17 protein-coding genes and 1 pseudogene are annotated in these 24,199 nt (G+C 76.2%); 9 read left to right on the top strand and 9 right to left on the bottom strand.

Annotated features, from left to right (window positions below; genetic code table 11):
* Positions 1 to 82 precede the first annotated feature (82 nt).
* Complete coding sequence (locus HCK00_RS02810; protein WP_311765112.1) at positions 83 to 1,234, bottom strand: RNA polymerase sigma factor; 1,152 nt, start codon at positions 1,232 to 1,234, stop codon at positions 83 to 85.
* Positions 1,235 to 1,767: 533 nt separating this feature from the next.
* On the opposite strand from HCK00_RS02810, the gene HCK00_RS28345 reads away from it, so the two are divergent.
* Positions 1,768 to 2,682, top strand: coding sequence for an SCO4651 family lipoprotein (locus tag HCK00_RS28345; RefSeq protein ID WP_168100119.1), 915 nt, complete (start codon positions 1,768 to 1,770; stop codon positions 2,680 to 2,682).
* Between the two features lie 222 nt (positions 2,683 to 2,904).
* Here the strand turns inward: HCK00_RS28345 and dnaG are convergent, their stop codons facing one another.
* The 6 genes from dnaG to HCK00_RS02775 all read right to left on the bottom strand — a co-directional run bounded on the left by dnaG (position 2,905) and on the right by HCK00_RS02775 (position 10,605).
* A complete protein-coding gene (gene dnaG, locus HCK00_RS02800; RefSeq protein WP_168100118.1) occupies positions 2,905 to 4,833 on the bottom strand; it encodes a DNA primase in 1,929 nt (642 codons plus the stop codon).
* A gap of 80 nt (positions 4,834 to 4,913) precedes the next feature.
* The gene (locus HCK00_RS02795) at positions 4,914 to 5,489 is read right to left on the bottom strand and encodes a GNAT family N-acetyltransferase (RefSeq protein WP_168100117.1); all 576 of its coding nucleotides are present in this window, start codon (positions 5,487 to 5,489) and stop codon (positions 4,914 to 4,916) included.
* An 85-nt stretch (positions 5,490 to 5,574) separates the two neighbouring features.
* Positions 5,575 to 6,840, bottom strand: a complete 1,266-nt coding sequence (locus HCK00_RS02790; RefSeq protein ID WP_168100116.1) for an NAD(P)/FAD-dependent oxidoreductase — start codon at positions 6,838 to 6,840, stop codon at positions 5,575 to 5,577.
* Between the two features lie 202 nt (positions 6,841 to 7,042).
* Positions 7,043 to 8,536 carry a deoxyguanosinetriphosphate triphosphohydrolase gene (locus tag HCK00_RS02785; RefSeq protein WP_168100115.1) on the bottom strand — a complete coding sequence of 498 codons (1,494 nt, stop codon included), beginning with the start codon at positions 8,534 to 8,536 and terminating at the stop codon, positions 7,043 to 7,045.
* A 198-nt stretch (positions 8,537 to 8,734) separates the two neighbouring features.
* Positions 8,735 to 9,799, bottom strand: coding sequence for a sirohydrochlorin chelatase (locus HCK00_RS02780; RefSeq protein ID WP_168100114.1), 1,065 nt, complete (start codon positions 9,797 to 9,799; stop codon positions 8,735 to 8,737).
* Between the two features lie 221 nt (positions 9,800 to 10,020).
* On the bottom strand, positions 10,021 to 10,605 hold the full coding sequence (locus HCK00_RS02775) for a VanZ family protein (RefSeq protein ID WP_168100113.1): 585 nt from the start codon (positions 10,603 to 10,605) through the stop codon (positions 10,021 to 10,023).
* Between the two features lie 182 nt (positions 10,606 to 10,787).
* Between HCK00_RS02775 and HCK00_RS02770 the strand changes: the two genes are divergently transcribed.
* The 3 genes from HCK00_RS02770 (at position 10,788) to HCK00_RS02760 (ending at position 15,302) form a co-directional block, all read left to right on the top strand.
* The gene (locus HCK00_RS02770; RefSeq protein WP_168100112.1) at positions 10,788 to 11,969 is read left to right on the top strand and encodes a sensor histidine kinase; all 1,182 of its coding nucleotides are present in this window, start codon (positions 10,788 to 10,790) and stop codon (positions 11,967 to 11,969) included.
* Positions 11,966 to 12,613: a response regulator gene (locus HCK00_RS02765; protein WP_168100111.1), complete on the top strand. Its 648-nt coding sequence runs from the start codon at positions 11,966 to 11,968 to the stop codon at positions 12,611 to 12,613. Before HCK00_RS02770 ends, HCK00_RS02765 begins: the two co-directional genes overlap by 4 nt.
* A 577-nt stretch (positions 12,614 to 13,190) precedes the next feature.
* Entirely contained in the window at positions 13,191 to 15,302 is a 2,112-nt protein-coding gene (locus tag HCK00_RS02760) for a molybdopterin oxidoreductase family protein (protein WP_168100110.1), read from the top strand.
* 98 nt (positions 15,303 to 15,400) lie between these two features.
* Here the strand turns inward: HCK00_RS02760 and cutA are convergent, their stop codons facing one another.
* Together cutA and HCK00_RS02750 are read right to left on the bottom strand one after the other, a co-directional pair.
* Positions 15,401 to 15,733 carry a divalent-cation tolerance protein CutA gene (gene cutA / locus HCK00_RS02755; RefSeq protein ID WP_168100109.1) on the bottom strand — a complete coding sequence of 111 codons (333 nt, stop codon included), beginning with the start codon at positions 15,731 to 15,733 and terminating at the stop codon, positions 15,401 to 15,403.
* A gap of 357 nt (positions 15,734 to 16,090) precedes the next feature.
* The gene (locus tag HCK00_RS02750; RefSeq protein WP_168100108.1) at positions 16,091 to 16,873 is read right to left on the bottom strand and encodes a TSUP family transporter; all 783 of its coding nucleotides are present in this window, start codon (positions 16,871 to 16,873) and stop codon (positions 16,091 to 16,093) included.
* Positions 16,874 to 17,216: 343 nt separating this feature from the next.
* On the opposite strand from HCK00_RS02750, the gene HCK00_RS02745 reads away from it, so the two are divergent.
* The 5 genes and pseudogenes from HCK00_RS02745 to HCK00_RS02725 all read left to right on the top strand — a co-directional run bounded on the left by HCK00_RS02745 (position 17,217) and on the right by HCK00_RS02725 (position 24,068).
* Positions 17,217 to 18,548 (top strand): 4-hydroxybenzoate 3-monooxygenase, encoded by a 1,332-nt coding sequence (locus tag HCK00_RS02745; protein ID WP_168100107.1) that lies wholly within the window; start codon positions 17,217 to 17,219, stop codon positions 18,546 to 18,548.
* 70 nt (positions 18,549 to 18,618) lie between these two features.
* A pseudogene (locus tag HCK00_RS02740) lies at positions 18,619 to 19,077 on the top strand (Uma2 family endonuclease); the annotation flags it as partial.
* Between the two features lie 47 nt (positions 19,078 to 19,124).
* Positions 19,125 to 20,903: an FAD-dependent oxidoreductase gene (locus HCK00_RS02735; RefSeq protein WP_446459012.1), complete on the top strand. Its 1,779-nt coding sequence runs from the start codon at positions 19,125 to 19,127 to the stop codon at positions 20,901 to 20,903.
* 139 nt (positions 20,904 to 21,042) lie between these two features.
* On the top strand, positions 21,043 to 23,610 hold the full coding sequence (nirB, locus tag HCK00_RS02730; protein ID WP_240965216.1) for a nitrite reductase large subunit NirB: 2,568 nt from the start codon (positions 21,043 to 21,045) through the stop codon (positions 23,608 to 23,610).
* The gene (locus tag HCK00_RS02725) at positions 23,607 to 24,068 is read left to right on the top strand and encodes a nitrite reductase small subunit NirD (protein WP_168100104.1); all 462 of its coding nucleotides are present in this window, start codon (positions 23,607 to 23,609) and stop codon (positions 24,066 to 24,068) included. Before nirB ends, HCK00_RS02725 begins: the two co-directional genes overlap by 4 nt.
* Positions 24,069 to 24,199 lie beyond the last annotated feature (131 nt).

Here is a 24,199-nt window from a genome sequence, read left to right as displayed (position 1 = left end):
CGGGAGAGCGGGGCGGACCACGAACGGGCCACGGACGGACCGCGCACGGGCGGCCGGCGCCACCCCGTGCCCGCGCCGGTGGTCAGTCGAGGTAGCCGCGGAGCTGGTCGGCGCAGGCGTGTGCGCGGAGCTTGCCGAGGGTCTTGGACTCGATCTGCCGGATGCGCTCCCGGGTCACCCCGAAGAGGTGCCCGATCTCCTCCAGGGTGCGGGGCCGCCCGTCCACCAGCCCGTAGCGCAACTGCACGACCCGGCGTTCCCGCTCGCCGAGCGTGGCCAGGACGTTTTCCAGGTGCTCGCGGAGGAGCAGGAACGCGGCGGACTCGACGGGCGAGGCGGCGTCACCGTCCTCGATGAGATCGCCGAGGGCCACGTCGTCCTCCTCGCCGACCGGCGTGTGCAGGGAGACGGGCTCCCGGGCGAGCCGCAGCACCTCCTCGACCCGTTCCGCGGTGACGCCGAGGTGCGCGCCGACCTCCTCCGCCGACGGCTCGCGCCCGCGCTCCTGGAGGATGCGGCGCTGCACCCGCACCACGCGGTTGATCAGCTCCACCACATGGACCGGGACCCGGATGGTGCGGGCCTGGTCGGCGAGGGCCCGGGACATGGCCTGCCGGATCCACCAGGTGGCGTAGGTGGAGAACTTGTAGCCCCGGGTGTAGTCGAACTTCTCGACGGCCCGGATCAGCCCCAGGTTCCCCTCCTGCACCAGGTCGAGCATGGTCAGCCCGCGGCCCACGTAGCGCTTGGCGACGGAGACGACCAGCCGCAGGTTGGCCTCGATCAGCCGGCGTTTGGCGATCCGGCCGAGGACCACGAGCTGGTCGAGTTCGGCCGCCGGGCGGGAGTCGAGCTCGGGGCAGCGGCTCAGCTTCTCCTCGGCGAAGAGCCCGGCCTCCACGCGGGTGGCGAGTTCGACCTCCTCGGCGGCGGTCAGCAGGGGGATGCGGCCGATCTCGCGGAGGTACTGGCGGAAGAGGTCGGAGGTGGGGCCGGCCGGATCCCCGCGGACGGCCTCGGCGCGGACGGCGGCGGGCAGCGGGCCGGGGTCCGGCGCCAGGCCGGGCCCGGTCCCCGGGTCGAGCCCGGGGCCGGGGCCGGGGCCGGTCTCCGGATGCGGGAGGGCTCCGGCGGCCCCGTCCGGAGCCGCGTCCTCCGGGGGCCGGGGGCGGCGGCCCGCGCGGGGGGACGCCGGCACGGGCGCCGCCGTGCCGTTGAGGGTCGGGGTCTGCACGGGGCGGCCTCCAGGGGAGTCGCTGCCGGATCGGGGGTGCCCGCCGCGGGGAACGGCCGCGGCCGGCCGCCGGCCCGCCCCTCACACCGGGGCGGATCCGCGGGCGATCCGGGGACCGGTCCGCCGGGCCGGCGCGCTCCGGGGTATCAGGCTCCGCACACCAGTGTGGCGTACGGCACACCGCCGGTACGAGGGTGCTGCGGCGATTTTTCCGGCGGTCCCCGCGTTTCCGGCTTTTCCGCTTCCCCGGGGAGCCGGGGCCCGGGCTCCTTCCGGCCGCCGGGCACCCGTCCTCCGGCTCCGTCCTCCGGCTCCGGCCACCGGGCGGGGCCCCGGGCGAGCTGGAGCGCGACCGCCGATGTCCGGGCATGGCGCCGGGACTTCCGGGTAGTCGCGGCCTGAAAGGTCATCAGCCGCCCTTTCGCCACGGAGTGGTGCATATTCCCCTGCCCACCCCGGGCGGACCACGGGGGCCGTACGGATCAGGGGCGCCGGCAGCGGCCGTGCCGGCGCCGACGAGGTGGAGGTAGCACGTGGGCAGGCAGACGGACAGGCGGAAGCGGATCGCGGCGGCGGCGACCAGTGGCGTACTGGCGGTGGGTGTCCTCGCGGGGTGCGGCGGCACCACGGACGACGCCGGGAGCGCCGGGGAGAAGTCCTCCTCCTCGACCGCCCGCGCGGAGGACGGTGACGACGGCGCCGGCGGCAAGGCCGGCGGTGACGGCGCCGGCGCGGTCGCCGCCGCGTACCAGAAGACCGCCGAGGCCGGAACGGCGAAGATGTCGCTGGTCACCGAGGCCGAGGCCGGCGAGCAGGAGGTCACCATGCGTGGCTCCGGCGTCATCGACCTCGACAAGGGCAACAGCGAGATGACGATGGACGTCGGCGGTTCGGAGCTCGAACAGCGCGTCGTCGACGGCGTCGTCTACCAGAAGCCGCCGGCCGGGCAGCAGGACCAGCTGCCGGAGGGCAAGACCTGGATGAGCTTCGACCTGGAGCGGATGGGCGACCAGCTCGGCGTCGACACCCAGGTCAGTGACCCGGCCGCCGCCTTCTCCTATGCCAAGGGCATCTCCGAGAAGGACGTGAAGAAGGTCGGCGAGGAGACCGTCGACGGCACGGAGACCACCCACTACGAAGTGACGGTGGACGTGAAGACCCTCGCGCAGGGCAACGAGAAGATGGCGAAGATGCTGGAGGAGCGGGTCGGCAAGACCCTGCCGCTGGACATCTGGCTGGACGACGAGGGCCGGCTGCGCCAGCAGAAGATGGAGATCGAGGTCGACACCTCCAACACGGGCGCGAGCCAGGCACCGGAGGAGATCACCGTCGACACCACGCTGAAGTTCAGCGACTTCGGCACCGACGTGGACGTCAAGAAGCCCGCCGCCGGGGACACCGCCGACATGACGGACAAGGCCGCGCGGGAGGGCAAGAAGAACTCCTGACCCGGGCGGCGCGGGACTCGACCGGTACCCCACCGGCTCCACCACGGATCCCGCCCCCGGCGCAGGGCACGGCCCCGGTCCGCACTCCCCGGACCGGGGCCGGCCCGTGCCCGGGGGCCCGTATCACCGGAACCGTGCCGCTCCCCCGGGACGGCCGCGACGGACGGCCCGGCCCCGGGGTCCGGGGGCCACCCGGAGCGGCACCCCGGCGGCCCGGCGCCGTCACAGGGCGGCGGCCCCGCGCGCCCGCAGATCCTGCCGGTACTGCTCCAGCACCCACAGCTCCTCCTGGAGGGAGGCGTACGCCGAGCGGTCGCCCCCCGCCTCGCAGCGGCGCATCGCCCCCTGGATCTCCCCGATCCGCCGGTCCACGGCGGCCAGCCGGACGGCGGCGAGCTGGGTGCCGGCGTAGAACTCGTCCGCGTCCTTGCGGGTGAGCAGCGGCTCCACCGCCAGTTCGGTGACGAGCGAGCGCACGGTGTCGTCCGGCGCGGCTTCCCGCACCCGGGCGAGGTAGCCGCCGTCCGCGGCGGCGGTGCCTCCCGCGTCCGCGATCGCCGAGCGCACCGCCGTGTACGGGGCGGCGGTGAACTCGTCCGCCCCGTAGGCGTCGAACGCGGGGGCGACGAGCTCGGGCCGCTGGAGGGCCAGCTTGAGCAGTTCCCGCTCCACCCGGCGGGCGGGGCTGCGCAGGTCGAGGCGGGGACCGCGGGCGGGCGCCGGTCCCTGCGGGCGCTCGCCCCGGCCGCCGCGGTGGCCGTCCGCCCGCCCGGCCGGCCCGCCGGGCGGTGGGGTGGGCACGGCCGCACCGCGCTCGTAGGAGCGGGCCAGGGCGTGCACCCGGCGGCGCACCGCCTCCTCCTCCGCCGGGGACGTGAGGCCCACCATGCCGCCGAGCCGGGTCGCGTAGCGGTCCCGCAGGGAGCGGTCCTTGATCCGGGCGACCACGGGGACGCCCGCGTTGAGCGCGGCCACCTGCCCCTCCTCGGCGGCCAGGTGGTAGCCGGAGACGATGGAGCGCAGGGCGAAGGCGAACAGCGGGGTGCGGCCGTCCACCAGGGCGCGGACGGCCTCGTCACCCTCGGCGAGCCGCAGTTCGCAGGGGTCCATGCCGCCCGGGGTGATGGCGATGGAGGTCTCGGCGGCGAACTTCTGGTCCTCCTCGAAGGCGCGGAGGGCGGCCTTCTGCCCGGCCGCGTCGCCGTCGAAGGTGAACACGACCTCCGCGCCGGAGTTGTCCATCAGCAGCCGGCGCAGGATCTTGATGTGGTCGCCGCCGAAGGAGGTGCCGCAGGTGGCGATGGCGGTGGTGACCCCGGCGAGATGGCAGGCCATGACGTCGGTGTACCCCTCGACGACCACGGCCCGGCTGCTCTTGGCGATGTCCCGCTTCGCCAGGTCGATGCCGTAGAGGACCTGGGACTTGCGGTAGAGCGGCGTCTCTGGGGTGTTGAGGTACTTGGGGCCGTTGTCGTCCTCGCGCAGCTTGCGCGCCCCGAAGCCGATCACCTCGCCGGTGAGATCCCGGATGGGCCACATCAGCCGGCCCCGGAAGCGGTCGATGGGGCCCCGGCGGCCGTCCTGGGCCAGCCCGGAGAGGAGCAGTTCCTTGTCGCTGAAGCCCTTGCCGCGCAGGAAGCGGACGAGGTGGTCCCAGCCGGCCGGGGCGTAACCGACGGAGAAGTGCTCGGCGGCCGCCTGGTCGAACCCGCGCTCGGCGAGGAACCGGCGGCCGATCTCCGCCTCGGCGCCGCCGAGTTGCTCCGTGTAGTAGCGGGCGGCGGCCCGGTGCGCCTCGATCAGCCGGATCCGCTCGCCCTGCTGCCGGCCGGGGTTGTAGCCGCCCTCCTCGTAGCGGAGGGTGATGCCGGCCTGGGCGGCCAGCTTCTCCACGGCCTCGGAGAAGGAGAGGTGGTCGAGCTTCATCACGAAGTCGAGGGTGTCGCCACCCTCCTGGCAGCCGAAGCAGTAGTAGAGCCCCTTGGCGCCGCTGACCTGGAAGGACGGGGTCTTCTCCTCGTGGAACGGGCAGAGGCCCTTGAGGTTGCCGCCGCCGGCGGGGCGCAACTGGAGGTACTCGGAGACGACCGCGTCGATCGGGACGGCGTCCCGGACGGCCTTCACGTCCTCGTCGTTGATCCTGCCTGCCACGCCGTGCAGTCTACGGCCGTCCCCGGACAGTGCCCGCCCGGTGGCGGTGGCGGTGGGGCTGCGGGGTGACGGGGTGGCCGTCAGCGGGCCGGGGGCACCGGCCGCACCAGGACGAGGTGCGGGCCGACCCCCTCGATCTCGAACTCCTCGCCGGCGGCGGTGAACCCCTCCCGCGCGTAGAAGCCCAGCGCTCCGGTGCGGGCGTGGCACCACACCAGTGCCGCGCCGCGGCGGCGGGCCTCGGCGATCCCCGCCGTCAGCACGGCCCGGCCGAAGCCCCGGCCGCGGACCGCGGGGTCGCTCGCCATGCCCCGGAAGCGGTGCGCGGGCACCTGCCCGGCGGCCCCGCCGGCCCCGGCGGCGGCCGCGGCAGAGGCAGCGGCAGCGGCAGCGGCAGCGGGCAGCTCCGCGGCGAGGGACGGCGGGAACGGCTCCGGGAAGAAGGTGACGCAGGCGCGCACGGCCCCGGCGGCCCCGGCGCCGGCCCCGGCGGCCCCGGCGCTCTCGTAGGCCGCCAGGTGGTAGGTGTCCGGCCGGGCGTCCTCGGGGAAGACCGCCGCCCGCTCCGGCAGGCCGGGGCGGAGCACGTCCCGGCGGAGCCCGAACACCTCCGGGAGGGGGACGACCGCCGTGCGGATCGCCGTGGGAATCGCCATACCGGTGACGCTACTCCACGGCCGCCCGCTCCCCGGCTCCTCCCGGCTCTCCTCCCCGGCGGCCCCCGGCGGCCCCGGAGCCGCGCTAGCCGGTGAGTGTGTCCAGGTCCACGGACGGGTCGGCGAGCGCGGCCGGGTCCACGGGGCCGCCGGAGCGGACGAGCCGCTGGATCACCGCGGTGGCGCCCACGCCGCCGGCGTCCATCCCCGCGAGCACCCGGCCGTCCGGGGCCAGCCAGAAGGCGAGGAACTCGCGGCGGGCCGCGTCCCCCCGGACGACCACCTGCTCGTAGGCGCCGGGCGGCGCGTAGCCGGAGTACTCCAGGCTCACGCCGTACTGGTCGGAGAAGAAGTACGGGACGCGGTCGTGGCGCACCTCGCGGCCGAGCATCGCCCGCGCCGCCGCGGGGCCGCCGTGCAGGGCGTTCGCCCAGTGCTCCACGCGCAGCCGGGTGGCGAAGAGCGGGTGGGTGGCGGCGGCCACGTCACCGGCGGCGAAGATGTCGGGGTCGCTGGTGCGCAGGGAGGCGTCCACGGCGATGCCACCGCCGGACTCCGGGGCCGCCAGCTCCAGCCCCGCGGACTCGGCGAGCGCCGTGCGCGGCGCGGCGCCGATGGCGGCCAGGACGTCGTGCGCCGGGTGCTCCTCGCCGTCGTCGGTGCGGGCGGCGAGGACCATGCCGTCCTGGCCGGTGATCTCCGTGAGCCGCGCGCCGAAGTGGAAGCGGACGCCGCGCTCGGCGTGGAGGTCGGCGAAGAGGCCGCCGACCTCGGGGCCGAGGACGGAGTACAGGGGGGTGGGCGCCGGTTCGACGACGGTGACCTCGGCACCGTAGCCGCGGGCCGCGGCGGCCACCTCCAGCCCGATCCAGCCGGCGCCCGCGATCAGCAGATGGCCGTTGTCCCGGCCCAGCGCGGTCAGCACGCCGCGCAGCCGCTCGGCGTGCGCCAGCCGCCGCAGGTGGTGCACGCCGGCCAGGCCGGTGCCGGGGATGTCCAGGCGGCGGGGTTCCGCGCCGGTGGCCAGGAGCAGCTTGTCGTAGTGGCAGCGGGTGCCGTCGCCGAGGACGACGGCCTTGGCCGCGGGGTCGAGCCGCACGGCGGGCTGGCCGAGGCGGAGCTCGATCTCCGCCCGCGCGTACCAGGCCGGATCGTGGACGAAGACGCCGTCCCGCTCCTCCTTGCCGATCAGATAGCCCTTGGAGAGCGGGGGACGCTCGTACGGCTCGTCCCGTTCGTCGGAGACGAGGATCACCCGGCCCGTGAAGCCCTCCGCCCGCAGGGTCTCGGCGGCCTTGGCGCCCGCCAGCCCTCCCCCGACGATGACGAAGGTCTGATGTGCGTCGACCACGTGCTGCCTCCTCGCTACCGGCGTCGGGCCTTGCCTTCATGGTCCCCCGCGGGCGGAGCCCCAGGCGAGCGTCCCGCACGGGGCGTGGCGCGGGAAGAGGGCGGCGGCCGGGGCGGCCACACCTTCACGGGCCGTCCCCATCGCCTGCCACCGGACCCGGCGGTGGTGTCCTCCCGCTTCCCGCTACCCCACCGTCCCCGTCTCAGCCGTCCCGCGTTCCGGCCGGCCCGCCCGCACGGCCGCCGGTGGTGGAGCGGGGGGCGGTGAGCCGGGCGTGCAGGGCCCGCGCCGAGTCGTCGGTGAGCGCGGCGATCTGGTCGACGACGACGCGCTTGCGGGCCCGGTCGTCCCCGGCCGCCGCGTACGCGGAACGGAACTGCGGGTCCATGCCGTCAGGCGCGCGCGCCAGCAGCTCCCCGGCCAGCTCACCGAGCACGACCCGCTGGCCGGCGCGGAGCCGCTCCTGTTCCGGGTGGTGCATCACATAGCGGTAGGCGACGGCCTTGAGCACGGCGCACTCCAGGCGGGTGACGCGGGGGACGACGAGGCCGGCCCCGTAGCGGGTGAGCCGGCCCGGTCCGTGGCGGGCGCGGGTGGCGCGCTCGGCGGCGAGGCAGAAGCGGCCGATGAGCTGGCTGGTGGCGTCCTTGAGCCGGGCCTGCGCCACGGCGGAGCCGTCGTAGCCGTGCGGCCACCACTCCTGGTCCATCAGCCGGTCCAGCGCCTCGGCCAGCTCGGCGGGGTCGGCGGGACCCGTCGCGCCGTCCCCGGCCGGCGCGTAGCGGTCGGCGGCCACCCGGAAGATCTCCTGGCGCTCGGGCTCGGCGAGCAGGAGGTTGGGGTCGATGTGGCCCGCGTGCAGCCCGTCCTCGACGTCGTGCACCGAGTAGGCCACATCGTCGGACCAGTCCATGACCTGCGCCTCGAAGCAGCGGCCGCGCCCGGGGGCGCCCTGCCGCAGCCAGTCGAAGACCGGACGGTCGTCCGCGTAGACGCCGAATTTCGGGGCGGCCGGGCCCTCCGGGTGGCCGCCGCGCGGCCAGGGGTACTTGGTGGCCGCGTCCAGGGCGGCGCGGGTGAGGTTGAGGCCGACGCTGAGCGCCTCGCCGTCCTCGCCGCGGACGAACCGCTTCGGCTCGATGCGGGTCAGCAGCCGCAGGGACTGCGCGTTGCCCTCGAACCCGCCGCAGTCCGCGGCGAAGGCGGCCAGCACCTCCTCACCGTTGTGGCCGAACGGCGGGTGGCCGAGGTCGTGCGCCAGGCAGGCCGTCTCCACCAGGTCCGGGTCGCAGCCCAGCGCGGCGCCGAGCTCCCGGCCGACCTGGGCGCACTCCAGGGAGTGGGTGAGCCGGGTGCGGGGGCTGGCGTCCCAGGCGGTGGTGCGGACGGGGGCCGCCGGGTCGCCGGGGTCCGGGGCGCCCGGCGGCCCGGGGGCGATACCGGGCGTCACCACCTGGGTCTTCCCGGCGAGCCGGCGCAGCGCGGCGGAGTGCAGCACCCGGGCCCGGTCGCGCTGGAAGTCGGTGCGGCCGGGACGCTTGTCCGGTTCGGGTGACCAGCGTTCGACGTCCGGCGGGCCGTAGCCGGGTACGGGCGGGCCGGGGACCGAGCCGCCGTGGACCGCCGGACCGGCCGGTCCGGCAGCGGGGGGCGGGCCGCCCGGGCCGGGTCCGCCGTCGTCGCATGCGCCTCTCATGTGCTGACCGTATCCGCGCCGGGCGACGGCATTCCTGCTGGGAGGGGCGGCGGGGTGCCGGGGCGGCCGGTCACGCGCCCCGGGCGTCCGGCACGGGCCCGGCGGCGGACGCGCGGGGGCCGGGGCGGACCGGAACGGGGGGCCGGGCCGGAACGGAACGGGGCCTGGGCCGGGCCGGGCCGGAACGGGAGCCGGGGGTCAGACCGGGACGGGACCGGCGGACCGGAACGCGGTGCCGGCCCCGGAGAGGGCGGAGGCCAGCACCTCGTCGTACCGGTGCAGCACCAGCCGTGCCAGCGCCGGGTGCGCGCCCAGCGGCGCCGGGGCGAGACCGGCGCCGGGCGTCGTGGCCGCCGCCTCGGCGCAGGCGGTGGCGAAGCGGCCGGGCGCCGTGAAGTAGGCGGCGACCGCGATCCGCCGGCAGCCGCGGTCGCGCAGCGCCCGGAGGGCACCGGGCACGGTGGGCGCGGCGGCCGAGGCGTAGGCGGGGACCACCGGGACGGTGCCGAGGCGCAGGGACAGCAGGGCGGCGGCCCGGTGGACGTCGTACGCCGCGTCCGGGTCGCGCGAGCCGGCGGCGGCGAGGACGACCCCGTCGGCGCGGCGGGCGCGGCCGGCGGCCCCCGCCGTCCCGGCCGCCTCCTCGGCCTCCCGCAGCCGCGTGTGCAGCGCCTCGGCGAGCAGCGGGTGCGGGCCGAGGGGCGCGGCGACGGCGGCCCGCAGCGCGGGCACGGTGGCGGCGACGGCGCGGGGGATGTCGTGCCGGACGTGGTGGCCGCGGCTCAGCAGCAGCGGGACGACCACGGCGGCCGGGCCGTCTCCGCCGGTGGCGGGGCCGGGGTCGGTGGCCGCGAGCTCGGCGAGGGTGTCCGGCAGCAGCGGCTCGTTCAGCTCGATGTGGCCGAGGCGGACCGGCAGCCAGGGGCGCAGCTCCCGGACGCGGTCCAGCAGCGCGGTGACGGTGCGCAGCGCCGCCGGGTCGCGGCTGCCGTGCGCCACGGCGACCAGCGTGGGGGGCCGCACACCGGTGCGCCGGACGGCGGTCCGGCGGTGCCCGGCGCGCAGGGGGGCGGCGAGGTGCGGGGCGGGACCTTCCGGGAGGTGCCGCTCCTGGGCCCGGCGGTCCTCGGGGTGCGGGCGGGAGCCGGGGGTGTGACGGTCGGGCCGGGGGGTGGCGGACCGGCCGGCGGTCCCGTCCGGTCGCCCGTCCGCGCCGCCGGGGTACGGGGCGCGGGCACCGGGGCTGGGGGGAGTAGCCGTCATGCCGGGAGTCTGCCCGGCGCGCGTTGCGGGCCCGTTGCGCCCTGATGACGGGTGATTTCCCGCGATTCACGGGCGCGGGAGCGCGGGGTGTGAGCGGCGGGCGCGGGAGCGCGGTGTGAGCGCCGGACGCGGTGCCACGGTGAGCCGCTCTCCGCGCCGGCCGGCGACGGTGAGCGGGAGGTCCCCGCGGTCCGCGGCCGGGTCCGCCGCCGGCCCCGCCGTCAGGCCGCGGCCCGGATCCCGTGGCCGGCCGCTCCGCCGGAGCCGGGCAGGGCCCCGCGGGACAGGGCCCGGCGCAGGGACGGTACGGACAGCGCCAGGGTGAGGCAGCCGTAGCCGGCGACGCCGCCGAGGGTGTTGACGAGCAGGTCGTTGATGTCGGCGGAGCGGCCGTTGTGCGTGACCACGTACAGCAGCAGCTGCGTGGACTCGATGGCCAGGCTCGCCACCGCGGCGCGCGCGGTGACCTGCCACAGGCCGGCCGCCCGGGTGAGCAGCGGCAGCAGGAAACCCAGGGGGACGAACATGATCACGTTGGGCACGGCCGTGGCGTCCAGGGTGATCAGGGGGATGACGTTGATCTGGGTGTACCAGGGGGCCTGGTTGGCGTACGGCCCGTAGGTGACCTCCAGCGGGAACACCGTGATGGCGAGCACGGCCGCCGTGTAGAGCGCCGCGACGGCCAGGAGGGCCGCGTGTCTCCCGGTCCAGGGGTGGTCCGGGCGCCGTACACGCCGGAGCGTGAGGCCGAGGAACACCAGGAGCGCGGGGAGCAGGACGGCGGACGCCTCAACGGTGAACTGCACGTTCAAAGGGACTCCACGGAGGGGACAGGGCCGGGACCGGGCCGGCGCCGGGATACGCGAACGACGGCCACTCTCGCGTGACGGGAGGACGGGGCCCATCCGCCGGACGTCAGATCCTGGCCGTTCCGGCTATGCCTTTCGGCAGAGGCCGCCCGGGGCACCCCTGATCTACGCTGCGCTGCATGCGACCTGTCCTGTCCCGGCCCGGGGGTTCCCCGTCGCCGCCGCTGCTCCGGTGGGCGTCCGGGGCGGTGCTCCTGTCCCTCGCCGCCTGGGCGGATCTCAGGACCGGCCAGTACTCCGGTTCCTCCGTGCTCGGCCTGCTCACCCTCTCCGCGGGAGCCACCGGTGCGCTGTGCGGGGTGCTGCTGCTGACCCGGGAGCCACGCCTCCGCGCCGCGGCCGGCGGCGCCGTGGCGCTCGTGTCCCTGGCGGGCTCCGTGGCCGTGCACCTGCGGTACCAGTCGCTCGCCGCCTCGTCCGCGTACGGCGCGTTCGAGACGGTGGTGCTGCTGGTGGCGCTGGCCGTGACGGTCCGGCGCGGCGCGGCCGTGGCCGCCGTGCCCGCGGCGCTGCTGCTGGCCGTGGCGGTCGTCGTCCGGCCGCTGTCGATACGGGCGCAGGAGGGCAGTCTGACCGTCGCCTTCGTGCTCTTCCTGATCACGGTCCTGGTGGCCGGGGCGAGCCTGACCCTGCGCCTGGTGGAGGCGGACCGGCGCCGGCGGGAGCGCGAGGTCCGGCTGGAACAGCGGGTCCGGCTGGCGCGGGATCTGCACGACTACGTGGCCCACCACGTCACCGGCATCGTGGTACAGGCACAGGGCGCCCGCGCCGTGGCCGCGAAGCGCCCCGAGCTGATCGGGCCGGCCCTGTCGCGCATCGAGGAGACCGGCGCCGAGGCGCTGGACTCCATGCGGAGGATGGTGGGCGGCCTCCGGCTCGCCGACGCCGAGGGGCCGGCGCTCCGCTCCGGCATGGACGAGGTGCGGGACCTCGTCACCGGTTTCTCCGTGAACGGCGCGCGGGCCCGGCTGAGCGAACACGGCTCGACGGATCTGCTGCCGGCGGACACGGCCGGCGTGCTGCACCGCGTGGTGATGGAGTCCCTCACCAACACCCGCAAACACGCGCGGGACTGCCGCCGGGTCGAGGTGACCGTCGAGGCGCTGCCCACCGAGGTCACGGTGGAGGTCGTCAACGACGGCAGCCCGCGAGGGGCCACCGGCGACGGCTACGGCCTGCGAGGGCTCGGCGAGAGGGTCACGGCGGCGGGCGGCTCGTTCCGGGCGGCGCCCTCCGGCGGGGACGGCTGGCGTGTCTGGGCCCGGCTGCCGCTCCCGGACGCGGGAGGGGGCGGCGCGTGATCCGCGTGCTCATCGCCGACGACCAGGCCATCGTCCGCAGCGGCATCGCCATGATCCTGACCGCGGAGGACGACATCGAGATCGCCGCCGAGGCCGGGGACGGGGTGGAGGCCATCGCGCAGGCGGAGCGTCACACCCCGGACGTGATCCTGATGGACATCCGCATGCCCCGCCTGGACGGTCTCGACGCCCTGCGGGCCCTCATGCGGCAGGCCCCGCCGGGCCGCGCCCCGAGGGTGGTGATGGTGACCACCTTCGACGACGACGCGTATGTGACCCGCGCGCTGCGCTCGGGAGCGTGCGGCTTCATCCTCAAGGACTCCGGGCCCCGTCTGCTCATCGAGGCGGTGCGGGCCGCCGTGGCGGGTGACTCCCTCATCAGCCCGTCCATCACGGTGCGGCTGCTGCGGCGCCTCCTGCCCGGGACCGCCCCGGCCCCGCCGGCCGTGCGCCTCTCCCCGCGCGAACGCGACGTCGCCGGGCTCGTGGCCCGCGGGCTGACCAACGCCGAGATCGCGTCGGCCCTCACCATCACCGCGGGGACCGTCAAGACACATCTCGGCAACATCCAGGGCAAGCTGGGGGCACGCAACCGCGTCGAGATCGCCGCCTGGGCCTGGCAGAGCGGCCTGGCCGCGCCGTGAGCCCCGCCGCGCCCGGCCCGTTCACCGCCGCCGGCCGCTCCTCAGGGCGATCACGAGAGCGATGCCGATGGCGATGGCGAAGATCACCCAGCTCGCGGAGTTCACCGGCCCCACCCCCGCCGGGCGGGGCCGGCCTCGCGGGCGGCCGTCGGGGACGGTGGTGAAGGCGGTGGGGAGGGCCGTGGTGAGGGCCGTGGTGAGGGCGGGTGTGATCGGTCGTCGGTGGCATGCACGGGGGGCCTCCGTTTCTCGGCTCCGGCCGGTTCGCCGGCTTCCGCCGGGCGGCGGTTTCCACCGGGCCGGCAGCTTCCGCCGGCCGTTTCCGCCGGGCCGGGCGTGCTCTGCGGATGCCCCGGGCCGGGCCCGGTGATGCCCCCGCCGCGGGGCTCGCTCCCGTGCTCCCTCCTCCGGCGGATCCGGCCGGCCGTGCCCCCGCCCGCGTCACTCGTCCGCGCCACTCGTCCGCACCGCCCGTCCGCCGGCCTCACCGTCACGCCCGGGCCGCGCTGAGGTCTCCGTCCGGGGCGTGTAACGCGGGCACGGGCCGGGTGTAACACGCGCGGCGCACCCTGCCGCCATGAGCGCATCACCCCAGGCCGCCGTCCAGGACCGTCCCGCCGCCGTCGACACCCACTGCCCGTACTGCGCGTTGCAGTGCGGCATGGGCGTCCGTCCCGCCACCGGCCCGGGCACGGTGCCCGAGGTGGTGGAGCGGCCGGCGTTCCCCGTCAACCAGGGCGCGCTGTGCGGCAAGGGCCGTACCGCCGCCGCCGTGCTCGACCCCCGGCTGCGGCTGACCCGCCCGCTGGTCCGCCGGGACGGGGAGCTGGTCCCGGCGGGCTGGGACGAGGCGCTGGACCGGGCGGCGGAGGGGCTGGCGCGCGTCCGCGACGCGCACGGGGCGGACGCCGTGGGGGTGTTCGGCGGCGGCGGGCTGACCAACGAGAAGGCGTACGCGCTGGGCAAGTTCGCCCGGGTGGCGCTCGCCACCTCGCAGATCGACTACAACGGCCGCTTCTGCATGTCCTCCGCGGCGGCGGCGCACCAGCGCGCGTTCGGCCTGGACCGGGGGCTGCCGTTCCCGCTGGAGGACGTGGCGCGGACCGGCTGCGTGATCCTCGTCGGCTCCAACCTCGCCGAGACCATGCCGCCCGCCCTGCGCTACCTGCGCGAACTGCGGGAGAACGGAGGCCGGCTGATCGTCGTCGACCCGCGCCGCACCCGCACCGCGGAACAGGCCGACCTGCATCTCGCCCCGCGCCCCGGCACCGATCTGGCGCTGGCCCTGGGCATGCTGCACCTGGTCGTGGCGGACGGGCGGGTCGACGACGGGTTCGTCGCGGACCGCACCTCGGGCTGGCCGGAGGCGCGGGCGGCGGCCATGGCGCACTGGCCGGAGCTGGTGGAACGGATCACGGGGGTGCCGCTGCCGTCGATCCGCGAGGCCGTGCGGCTGTTCTGCGACGCGGACTCCGCCATGGTGCTCACCGCCCGCGGCCCGGAGCAGCAGTCGAAGGGCACCGACACCGTCGGCGCGTGGATCAACCTCTGCCTGGCCACCGGCCACGCGGGCCGCCCGCTCTCCGGCTACGGCTGCCTGACCGGCCAGGGCAACGGCCAGGGCGGGCGGGAACACGGTCAGAAGGCCGACCAGCTGCCCGGCTACCGGCGGCTGGCCGACCCCGGGGCGCGCGCGCATGTCGCGGGGGTGTGGGGGGTGGCCCCCGAGACGCTGCCGGGCCCGGGCCGCAGCGCGTACGAACTGCTGGACGCGCTGGGCGGCGAGGTGCGCTCGCTGCTCGTGATGGGCTCGAACCCGGTGGTCTCCGCGCCCCGCGCCGCGCACGTCGCGGAGCGGCTGGCCGCGCTGGACTTCCTGGTCGTCGCCGACGTGGTGCTGTCGGAGACGGCGGCGCTGGCGGACGTGGTGCTGCCGGTGACGCAGTGGGCGGAGGAGACCGGGACGGTGACGAACCTGGAGGGCCGGGTCCTGCTGCGCCGCCGCGCCGTCGACCCGCCGCCGGAGGTCCGCTCCGACCTGGCCGTCCTGCACGGCCTGGCGCGGCGGTCCGGCCACGAGAAGGGGTTCCCCACCGACCCGGAGGAGGTCTTCGAGGAACTGCGGCGGGCGTCGGCGGGCGGCCCGGCGGACTACTCCGGCATCAGCTACCGGCGCATCGCCGAGGAGGACGGCGTCTTCTGGCCCTGCCCCGGCGAGGACCACCCGGGTACGCGCCGGCTGTTCCTGGACCGGTTCGCCACGGAGGACGGGCGGGCCCGCTTCGTCCCCGTCACCCACCGCCCGGCCGCCGAGGAGCCGGACGCGGAGTACCCGGTGTACCTGACGACGGGGCGGGTGGTGGCGCACTACCAGTCGGGGGCGCAGACCCGGCGGGTGGCGGAGCTGAACGCGGCGGCGCCCGGCCCGTTCGTCGAGCTGCACCCGCGGCTGGCGGAGCGCATCGGCGTCGCGGACGGCGAGCGCGTGGCCGTCACCTCGCGGCGCGGCCGGGCCGTCGCCCCGGCGCGGGTGAGCCGGGACATCCGGCCGGACACGGTCTTCATGCCGTTCCACTGGCCGGGCGAGGGCCGGGCGAACACCCTGACGAACCCGGCGCTGGACCCGACCTCCCGGATGCCCGAGTTCAAGCTCTGCGCGGTCCGGGTCGAGGCGGCGGGCCGGGACTGACGCGGGCGCTCCCGGGCCCCGCCCTCGCCGGGGCTGGCCGGCCCCGGTCACCGGGCGCCCCTCTCCGGCCGGCCGTCCCGGTCACCGGGTGCCCCGCCTCACTCGTCCCCGCGGGCGCCGGTCTCCGCAGCGATCCAGGCGAGATAGTCCTCGCCGCCGTGGGTGACGGGGGTGGCGATGATCTCCGGCACGTCGTAGTCGTGCACGCTCCGGATGTAGGTCTCCAGCTCCGAGAAGCGCACGCTCGCGGTCTTGAGGAGCACCTGCCACTCGCGGGCGGTCTCCACCGCCCCGTCCCAGTGGTAGACGGAGGTGACCGGCGCGCTGATCTGCGCGCACGCCGCCACCCGCGCCTCCACGGCCCCCCGCGCCAGCGCCTCGGCCTTCTCGGCGCTGTCGGTGGTCGTCATCACGGTCAGAAACTCGGCCACGGCGGAGCCCTCCTCGTGCGGTCGCGGTGCCCCGTGGTGGTGCGGGGTACTTGCTCTGGCAGGTTTCCCCGGATCGTCCACCGAACGCCACCCGGGACACCGAGCACTCCGCCGACCCCGTTCCGCCCACACGGCCCGGCGCGCGACGTATCGCGGAGTAATACGTCACTCCCATGCCCCTCCGCAGGGCCGAGGCCGAGCCCTGCGGGAACGCGGAGCTGGCCCCGGGAGCGACACGGAATACCGGACCCCGGCCGCGCCGGGAACCGCGCACCGTGACCGCGCCGGAGAAGCACCCCCGCGGGAGCGGGACGCCCCGGGCGCAGCGGCTCCCGCAGGTGCTGACGAGGCGGCGGCTCAGCTCAGCCACTGGTCGTAGGCGAGCTTCGTGACCAGGGCGAGGACGACGACGACCAGGACGGTGCGGACGAAGCCGGTGCCGTTCTTCAGGGCCATGCGCGCGCCGAGAGTGCCGCCCGCGAGGCTGAAGACGGCCATCAGGGCGGCCAGCCGCCACAGCACCGTGCCCTGGTAGGAGAACACCGCCAGGGCGCCCAGATTGGTGCAGACGTTGACGATCTTGGTGGTGGCGGAGGCGGTCACCAGGTCCAGGTGGAGGATCGCCACCAGCGCGATCACCAGGAACGTCCCGGTACCCGGGCCGATCAGGCCGTCGTAGAAGCCGATGCCCAGGCCGGCGACGAGGATCGCCGCGAGGACGCGCCGCCGCGTCACCGGTCCGCGGGCAACGGCGACCGTGCCGAAGGACGGGCGGAGCAGCACGAACGCCAGGACGCCCAGCAGGATCACGATGATCAGAGGGCGGAGCACCGCGCTCTCCACGCCCGCCGCGAAGAACGCCCCCAGCACCGAGCCGCCGAGGGCCGCCAGGCCGATGCGGACGGCGGTCCCGACGTCCACCGGCGCCCTGCGCACGTAGGTCACGGCGGCGGCGGAGGTGCCGACGATGGACACGGCCTTGTTGGTGCCGAGAAGATACGCGGGCGGCAGATGGGGGAAACCCACGAGCAGCGCGGGGAGTTGGAGCAGTCCGCCCCCGCCGACGACGGCGTCGATCCAGCCGGCGGAGGCGGCGGCCAGGCACAGCAGGGCCACGGTGATCAGGGAGATGTCGTCCATCGCAGCCGCTTCGGTCGTTCCGGGCGGGAGCGGTTCCGGTACTCCGCACCCCGGGACGGAATCGTACGTGCGTCCGGATTGACCTCCGGGGCCGGGGTTTTCCACGCCTCGCCGGAACCGTCCCCGGGCCGCCTCCCGCCCTCCGGGCCCGCCGTCTCGCGCCCGGCCCGTACGGACCGTTTCCGGCCGGCCCCCTCGCGCCGACGGCGGGGCCCGCGCCGGTCCGGTCCGGCGACCTCATCCGCCGGCGCCACTGCCGCCACCGCTGACCGGCCGACCGGCCGGCCGGCCCACAGCTCGACCGAACGCCCGAACGACCGCCCGAACGTAAGGACCCCCGCCCATGGGCACCCCTCCGCCCCACCCCGCGCCCGTCCCGTCCAGCGGCCTCCCCGCCGCCCCGGAGTCGGTCTCCCGCACCTCCGTGGTCGTCGTCGGCGCCGGACCGGCCGGGCTGACGGTCGCGAACGTCCTGCGCCGCGCCGGGGTCGCCTGCGTGGTGCTGGAGGCGCGGTCCCGGCGGTACATCGAGACCTTCCAGCGTGCGGGGTTCATGGAGGAGTGGGCGGTCCGCGGACTGGAGCGGTACGGGCTGGCCGGGCGGCTGCTCTCCCGGGCCGGGACCCAGGCGGAGTTCGAGTTCCGCTTCGCGGGGCGGCGGCACCGGGTGCGGCCCGGCGCGCTCTCCGGCCACCGCCACTTCCTCTATCCGCAGCCGCTGCTCGTCACCGATCTGATCTCCGCCTACGCGGACGGCGAGACGGAGGGGGACGGCCGGGCGGACGGGTACGGCGGCGGGACGGGGCTCCCCGGCGGTGATGTGCGCTTCGAGGTGCGGGACGTCGCCGTGCACGACATCGACGGCGGATGGCCCTCCGTGACGTACACCGACCCGGAGACCGGTGAGCGCCACCGGCTGGTCTGCGACTTCATCGCGGGCTGCGACGGCGCGCGGGGAGTGACGCGGAGCGCGATACCCGCCGGACGCGCGCTGGTCGCACGCCACGACTACGGCGTCGGCTGGCTCGCCCTGCTGGCCGAGGCTCCCCCGTCCGCGGACGGCGTGGTCTTCGGGCTGCATCCACGGGGCTTCGGCGCCCACATGGCCCGCACCCCGCAGATCACCCGGTACTACCTGGAGTGCCCGCCCCACGACGACCCCGCGGCCTGGTCCCACGAGCGGGTGTGGACCGAGCTGGCCACCCGGCTCGCCGCCGAGGGCGCCCCGCCGCCGGCCGAGGGCCCGCTGATCGAGAAGGTGGTGCTGGACCTGCACAACTACGTCATCTCCCCGATGTCCTTCGGCCGCCTCTTCCTGGCGGGGGACGCCGCACACCTCGTCGCCCCGATCGCGGCCAAGGGCATGAACCTGGCCCTGAACGACGCGTTCCTGCTGGCCGAGGCGCTGATCGCGCACTTCACGGCGGGTGACGACCGCGGGCTCGCCGGCTACTCCGACGCCTGCCTGCGGCGGGTCTGGGCCTACCAGGAGTTCTCCCAGTGGCTGTCGGAGGTGATGCACGGCCCCTCCTCCGGCGACCCGTTCCGCGCGGGCGCGGCCGGGGCGCGGCTGCGGCGGCTGCTGGAGTCGGAGGCCGCCGCCACCTCCTTCGCCGAGGTGTACCTGGGCGGCGGCCCGGACCTGGGACCGCCACCCGGCCCGGCCGCCCGCTGAGCCCGGGGCGGGCCGCCCCGCCGCTCCCGTTCACGCGTTCGGATGACCGGGAGCGGCTCGTGCCTACGGACCCGATCTCTTCGTCGCGGACGAAGCCGCCTTCGAACACCGGAGCATCCGCATCCCGGGGGAAGCCCTCTCCTTGGTCGCGGAGCCGACCTCCGTCTCCACCAAGGACGACGCCTGGGCCGAGAAGCTGGAGGTCTACGGAAGGCAGGTCCCGGTGTACCTGCTCGTGGACATGCAGGCGGAGACGGTCACCCTCTTCCGGGGGACCTCCGAACAGGGCTACCGCTCCCGGACCACCGTCACCTTCGGCGAGCGGCTGCACCTCCCCGAGCCCTTCGGATGCGAACTCGAAACCGAAGGCTTCGGGGCTCCGGAAACGGACCGAGCCGCCGAGGGACCGGCGGTCACACCGCCCGCCGCCGCTCACAGTGCGGGGTGGCCGCCGCTGAGGGCAGCGTTCCCCCGGGGTAACAGCGGGGATGCGGACGGGAAACAGCGCCCCCGCAGGCTCGGGACATGACCTCGAACTGGGAGCCGAACCCGGAGCCGGAGCCGGGGCCTCACCGTGTGGTGGTGGTCGGCGGCGGTATGGCCGGGGCGCGGTTCGTGCAGCAGTTCGCCGCCCTCGGCGGCGGCACGCCCGGTGGCCCCCATCTGACCTGGATCGGCGAGGAGCCGCACGGCCCCTACAACCGGGTCCTGCTGGCCGAGGTGCTCGCCGGGCGGTACGGGCCCGAGGTGATCGCCCTGCCCGGGCCCCCGGCCGGCGTGGTCCGGCTCGCCGGGGTACGAGTGGTCCGGATCGACCGCCGCGAGCGACGGGTGCTCCGCGACGACGGCCGGACCGTGCCCTACGACACCCTCGTCCTGGCCACCGGATCCAACCCCGTCCTGCCGCCGCTGCGCGGGCTGTTCGGGCCGGACGGGCGGGAGCTGCCGGGCGGTGTCCACCCGTTCCGCACCCTGGACGACTGCCGGGCGCTCGGCGCCGCCGTCCGCCCCGGCGTGCGCGCCGTGGTCATCGGCGGCGGTCTGCTCGGCGTCTCGGCCGCGCGGGCGCTGGCCCTCCGGGGCGCCCGGGTGGTTCTCGCGCAACAGGGCGAGCTGCTCATGGAACGGCAGCTCGACGCGGGGGCCTCCCGCCTGCTCCGCCGCCATCTGGAGGCGCTGGGCGTGGAGGTCCACACGGAGTGCCGGGTGCGGGGGCTGTGCACCCGGGAGGCCGGGGAGGCGACGGAGGGCGCGGACCCCGGGTCCGGCCTGGTGGCCGGCTCCCGTTCCGGTACCGGGGCCGGGGCCGAATCCGGCTGCGGCTGCGGCTGCGGCTGCGGCTGCGGCACGGACACCGGCCCGTTCCCGGCCCGCCGCGCGGTCCCGGCCCGCGCCGTCACCGCCGTCGAACTCGCGGACGGATTCCGGCTGGACGCGGAGATCGTCGTCCTCGCCTGCGGGGTGCGGCCGCGCACCGGGCCGGCCGTGGCCGCCGGGCTGGAGGTCGCCCGGGGCATCGTCGTCGACGACGAGCTGCGCACGAGCGACCCCCGCATCCACGCCATCGGCGACTGCGCCGAACACGACGGGACGCTCTACGGCCTGGCGGGTGCCGCCCAGGAACAGGCCGATGTACTGGCCCGGCTGCTGGCCGCCGGCGGGCCACCCGGCCGTCGCGACGGCCGCCACGGGCCCCGGCCCACCGGCCATCTCGACGGTCCCTTCGACGGCGCCCACGGCGGGCCCCACGTCGGCCCCTCCGACGGGCGGGCCGACGGGCGGGGAGGAGGCCACGACCGCGGCCCCGGTGCGAACAGCGGTCCGCTTCCCGGCACCGGCGGACCCGGCACCGCTCCCCCCGTCCCCGCCCCCCGCTACCACGGCACCCGTGCGCTGACCCGGCTCTCCCTGCCCGCCTGGTCCGGGCCGCGCCCGGCCGGCGCCGGCGGCGCGCCCGGTCTCCCAGGGCCCCCCGGCGCCCCCGGGCGTCCCGGCCCGCGGGGCCTTCCCGGCTCACACGGCCTTCCCGGCTCTCGCGACGTTCCCGGCTCTCACATCGGCCCTCCGGCCGTTCCGGGCTCTCCGGATCCCCTCGATCCGCCGGCCCCTCCCGGCCCGCTCGACCTCGCCGCCTTCGGCGAGACCACCCCGGCGCCGGGGGACGACGTCGTCCATCTCTCCGACGCCACGCGCGGCGCGTACCGCAAGGTCGTGGTCCGCGGTGACCGGCTCGTCGGCGGGATCCTCCTCGGCGATCTCGGTGCCGTCGGCGCCCTCGCCCGTACCTGGGAGGGCGACGAGCCGCTGCCCTCCGCTCCCCTGCTGCACCTGCTCACCCCTGACGGAGGTTGCTGACATGGCACCCGACCTGACCACCGGCGCGTACGGCGAGAACGGGACCGCCGCCGCGCCCGGCTATCCGGCGCACGCCCCCGCCCGCGCCGGCGGACCTCCCCCGGACGACCGCCCGTCCGTCGTGCTCGTCGGCCACGGGATGGTCGGCCAGCGGTTCCTGGAGGTGCTGGCCGAGCGTGGGGTGACGGAGCGGGCGCGGGTCACGGTCTTCTGCGAGGAGCCCCGTGCCGCGTACGACCGTGTCCAGCTCACCTCGTACTTCTCCGGCCGCACCGCGGAGGAGCTGGCGCTCGGCGAACCGGGTTTCCTCCGCCTCCACGGCATCGAGCTGCACCTGGGCGACCCGGTGGTCGCGGTGGACCGGGCGGCGCGCACCGTCACCTCGCGCGCCGGGCGCACGCTCGGCTACGACACGCTGGTGCTGGCCACCGGCTCGTACCCGTTCGTCCCGCCCGTGCCCGGCAAGGACGCGGAGGGCTGCTTCGTCTACCGCACGATCGAGGACCTGCTGGCCATCGAGGCGTACGCCGCGGGCGCCCGCACCGGCGCCGTGGTCGGCGGCGGGCTGCTCGGGCTGGAGGCGGCCGGGGCGCTGAAGGGGCTGGGACTGGAGACGCACGTCGTGGAGTTCGCGCCGCGGCTGATGCCCGTCCAGGTGGACGAGGGCGGGGGCGCCGCGCTGCGCCGCACCGTCGAGGGGCTCGGTGTCGCCGTGCACACCGGGGCCGCCACCCAGGAGATCACCGCGGGCCCGGACGGCGCGGTGACCGGGATGGCGCTCTCCGACGGGTCGGAGCTCGCCGTCGACCTGGTGGTCTTCTCCGCCGGCGTGCGCCCCCGCGACCAGCTCGCCCGCGACTGCGGGCTGACGGTCGGCGAGCGCGGCGGCATCGCCGTGGACGCGAGCTGCCGCACCTCCGACCCGGCCGTCTACGCCATCGGCGAGTGCGCGCTCGCGGCCGACGGAACGGTGTACGGGCTGGTCGCGCCCGGCTACGAGATGGCCGGGACGGCCGCCTGTGCCATCGACGCCGCCACCGGGGACGCGGCCCCGCCCGGCGGGTTCACCGGCGCCGACACCTCCACCAAGCTGAAGCTGCTCGGGGTCGACGTGGCCAGCTTCGGGGACGCGCACGGCACGGCGGAGGGCTGCCTCGACGTCGTGTACGCCGACTCGCGCTCCGGCGTCTACCGGAAGCTCGTCGTCGGCTCCGACGGGGCACTGCTCGGCGGGGTGCTGGTCGGCGACGCCGAGGCGTACGGGACGCTGCGCCCCCTGGTGGGCACCGTCCCGCCGCTGCCGCCGGAGCAGCTCGTGCTGCCGGCGGGGGCCGGGGCGCCCGCGGCGCTGGGGCCGTCCGCGCTGCCCGACGAGGCCGTCATCTGCAGCTGTCACAACGTCACCAAGGGCACCATCCGCGGCGCGGTGACCGGGCACGGCTGCGGCACCGTGCCCGAGGTCAAGAAGTGCACCAAGGCCGGTACGGGCTGCGGGAGCTGCGTCAAGGTGCTCACCACCCTCGTCAACGACGAGCTGACGGCCCAGGGCATCGGTGTCGACCGCGGTCTCTGCGGCTGCTTCGCGCACACCCGCGCCGAGCTGTACGAGATCGTGCGCGTGCGCCGGCTGACCTCCTTCGCGCGGCTGCTGGACGAGCACGGCCGGGAGGCGGCGAGGGGCGGCGAGGGCTGCGAGATCTGCAAGCCCGTGGCCGCCTCGGTGATCGCCTCGCTGGCGCCCAGCATCGGCGTCGACGGCTACGTCCTGGCCGGTGAGCAGGCCGCGTTGCAGGACACCAACGACCACTTCCTCGCCAACCTCCAGCGGAACGGCTCGTATTCGGTCGTCCCACGCGTCCCGGGCGGGGAGATCACCCCCGACAAGCTCATCGTGATCGGCGAGGTGGCCCGGGACTTCGGCCTCTACACCAAGATCACGGGGGGCCAGCGGATCGACCTGTTCGGCGCCCGCGTGGACCAGCTTCCCGCCATCTGGGCCCGGCTGGTGGACGCCGGCTTCGAATCCGGCCACGCCTACGGCAAGGCGCTGCGCACCGTGAAGTCCTGCGTGGGACAGACCTGGTGCCGCTACGGCGTGCAGGACTCGGTGCGCATGGCCATCGACCTGGAGCTGCGTTACCGGGGGCTGCGTGCCCCGCACAAACTGAAGTCCGGCGTCTCCGGCTGCGCCCGCGAGTGCGCGGAGGCGCGCGGCAAGGACTTCGGGGTGATCGCCACCGCGAGCGGCTGGAACCTCTACGTCGGCGGCAACGGCGGCGCCGACCCCCGCCACGCCGACCTGCTGGCCCAGGACCTCTCCGACGCCGAACTGGTCCGGCTCATCGACCGGTTCCTGATGTTCTACATCCGCACCGCCGACCGGCTGGAGCGCACCTCGGCCTGGCTGGAGCGGATCGAGGGCGGCCTGGAACACGTCCGGGACGTGGTCGTGCGCGACTCGCTCGGCATCTGCGAGGAGCTGGAGCGGCTGATGGCCGATCACGTGGCCGGCTACCGCGACGAGTGGGGCGCGACGCTCGCGGACCCGGAGCGGCTGGCCCGCTTCGCCTCGTTCGTCAACGCGCCGGACACCCCCGACCCGACGGTGCGGTTCGTGCCGGAGCGCGACCAGGTCAAGCCCGACCTGGAGATCCTGGCCGGCCCCGTCCTCCCCGTCCGCACCCTCGAAGGGAGCTCCACGCGATGACCACCACGGCGGCCACCACCGCGACCCTCACCACCACCGCGCCCACCGGGACCACCGGGACCACCGGGACCACCGGGACCGCCGGGACCACCGGGACCACCGGGACCACCGGGACCACCGGGACCACCGGGACCCGCGTCGAACTCCTGCTCCCCACCGGCTGGTTCCCGGTGTGCGAGACGGCCGTCCTCACCCCGGGCCGCGGGGTGGCGGCGCTGCTCCCGGACGGGCGGCAGGCGGCCGTCTTCCTGGACCGCACGGGAACGCTGCACGCCATCGGCAACCGCGACCCGTTCACCGGCGCCTGCGTCCTCTCCCGCGGGCTGCTCGGCGGCGGGCGGAGCGGCCCGCCGTTCGTCGCCTCCCCGCTGCTCAAGCAGCGCTTCGACCTGACCACCGGCCGCTGCCTGGACGACCCGGAGGTGGCGGTGGACGTCTACGCCGTCCGCCGGAGCTGAGACGGCGGCCCGCCACGCGCGGCAGCACCGCCGTGCCCGGCAGGACCGTCGGCCCGTCCCGGCCGCCGGTTGCCGCCCCGGACGCCCCCGCGCGGAGGGCCCCGGCCCGGAAGCTCCCGGAAGCCCTGCGG

The organism is Streptomyces zingiberis (genome assembly GCF_012034935.1).
GTDB lineage: Bacteria > Actinomycetota > Actinomycetes > Streptomycetales > Streptomycetaceae > Streptomyces > Streptomyces zingiberis.
The sequence above is the reverse complement of the archived record's forward strand: the minus strand, read 5'-3'. Positions and strand labels throughout refer to the sequence as shown.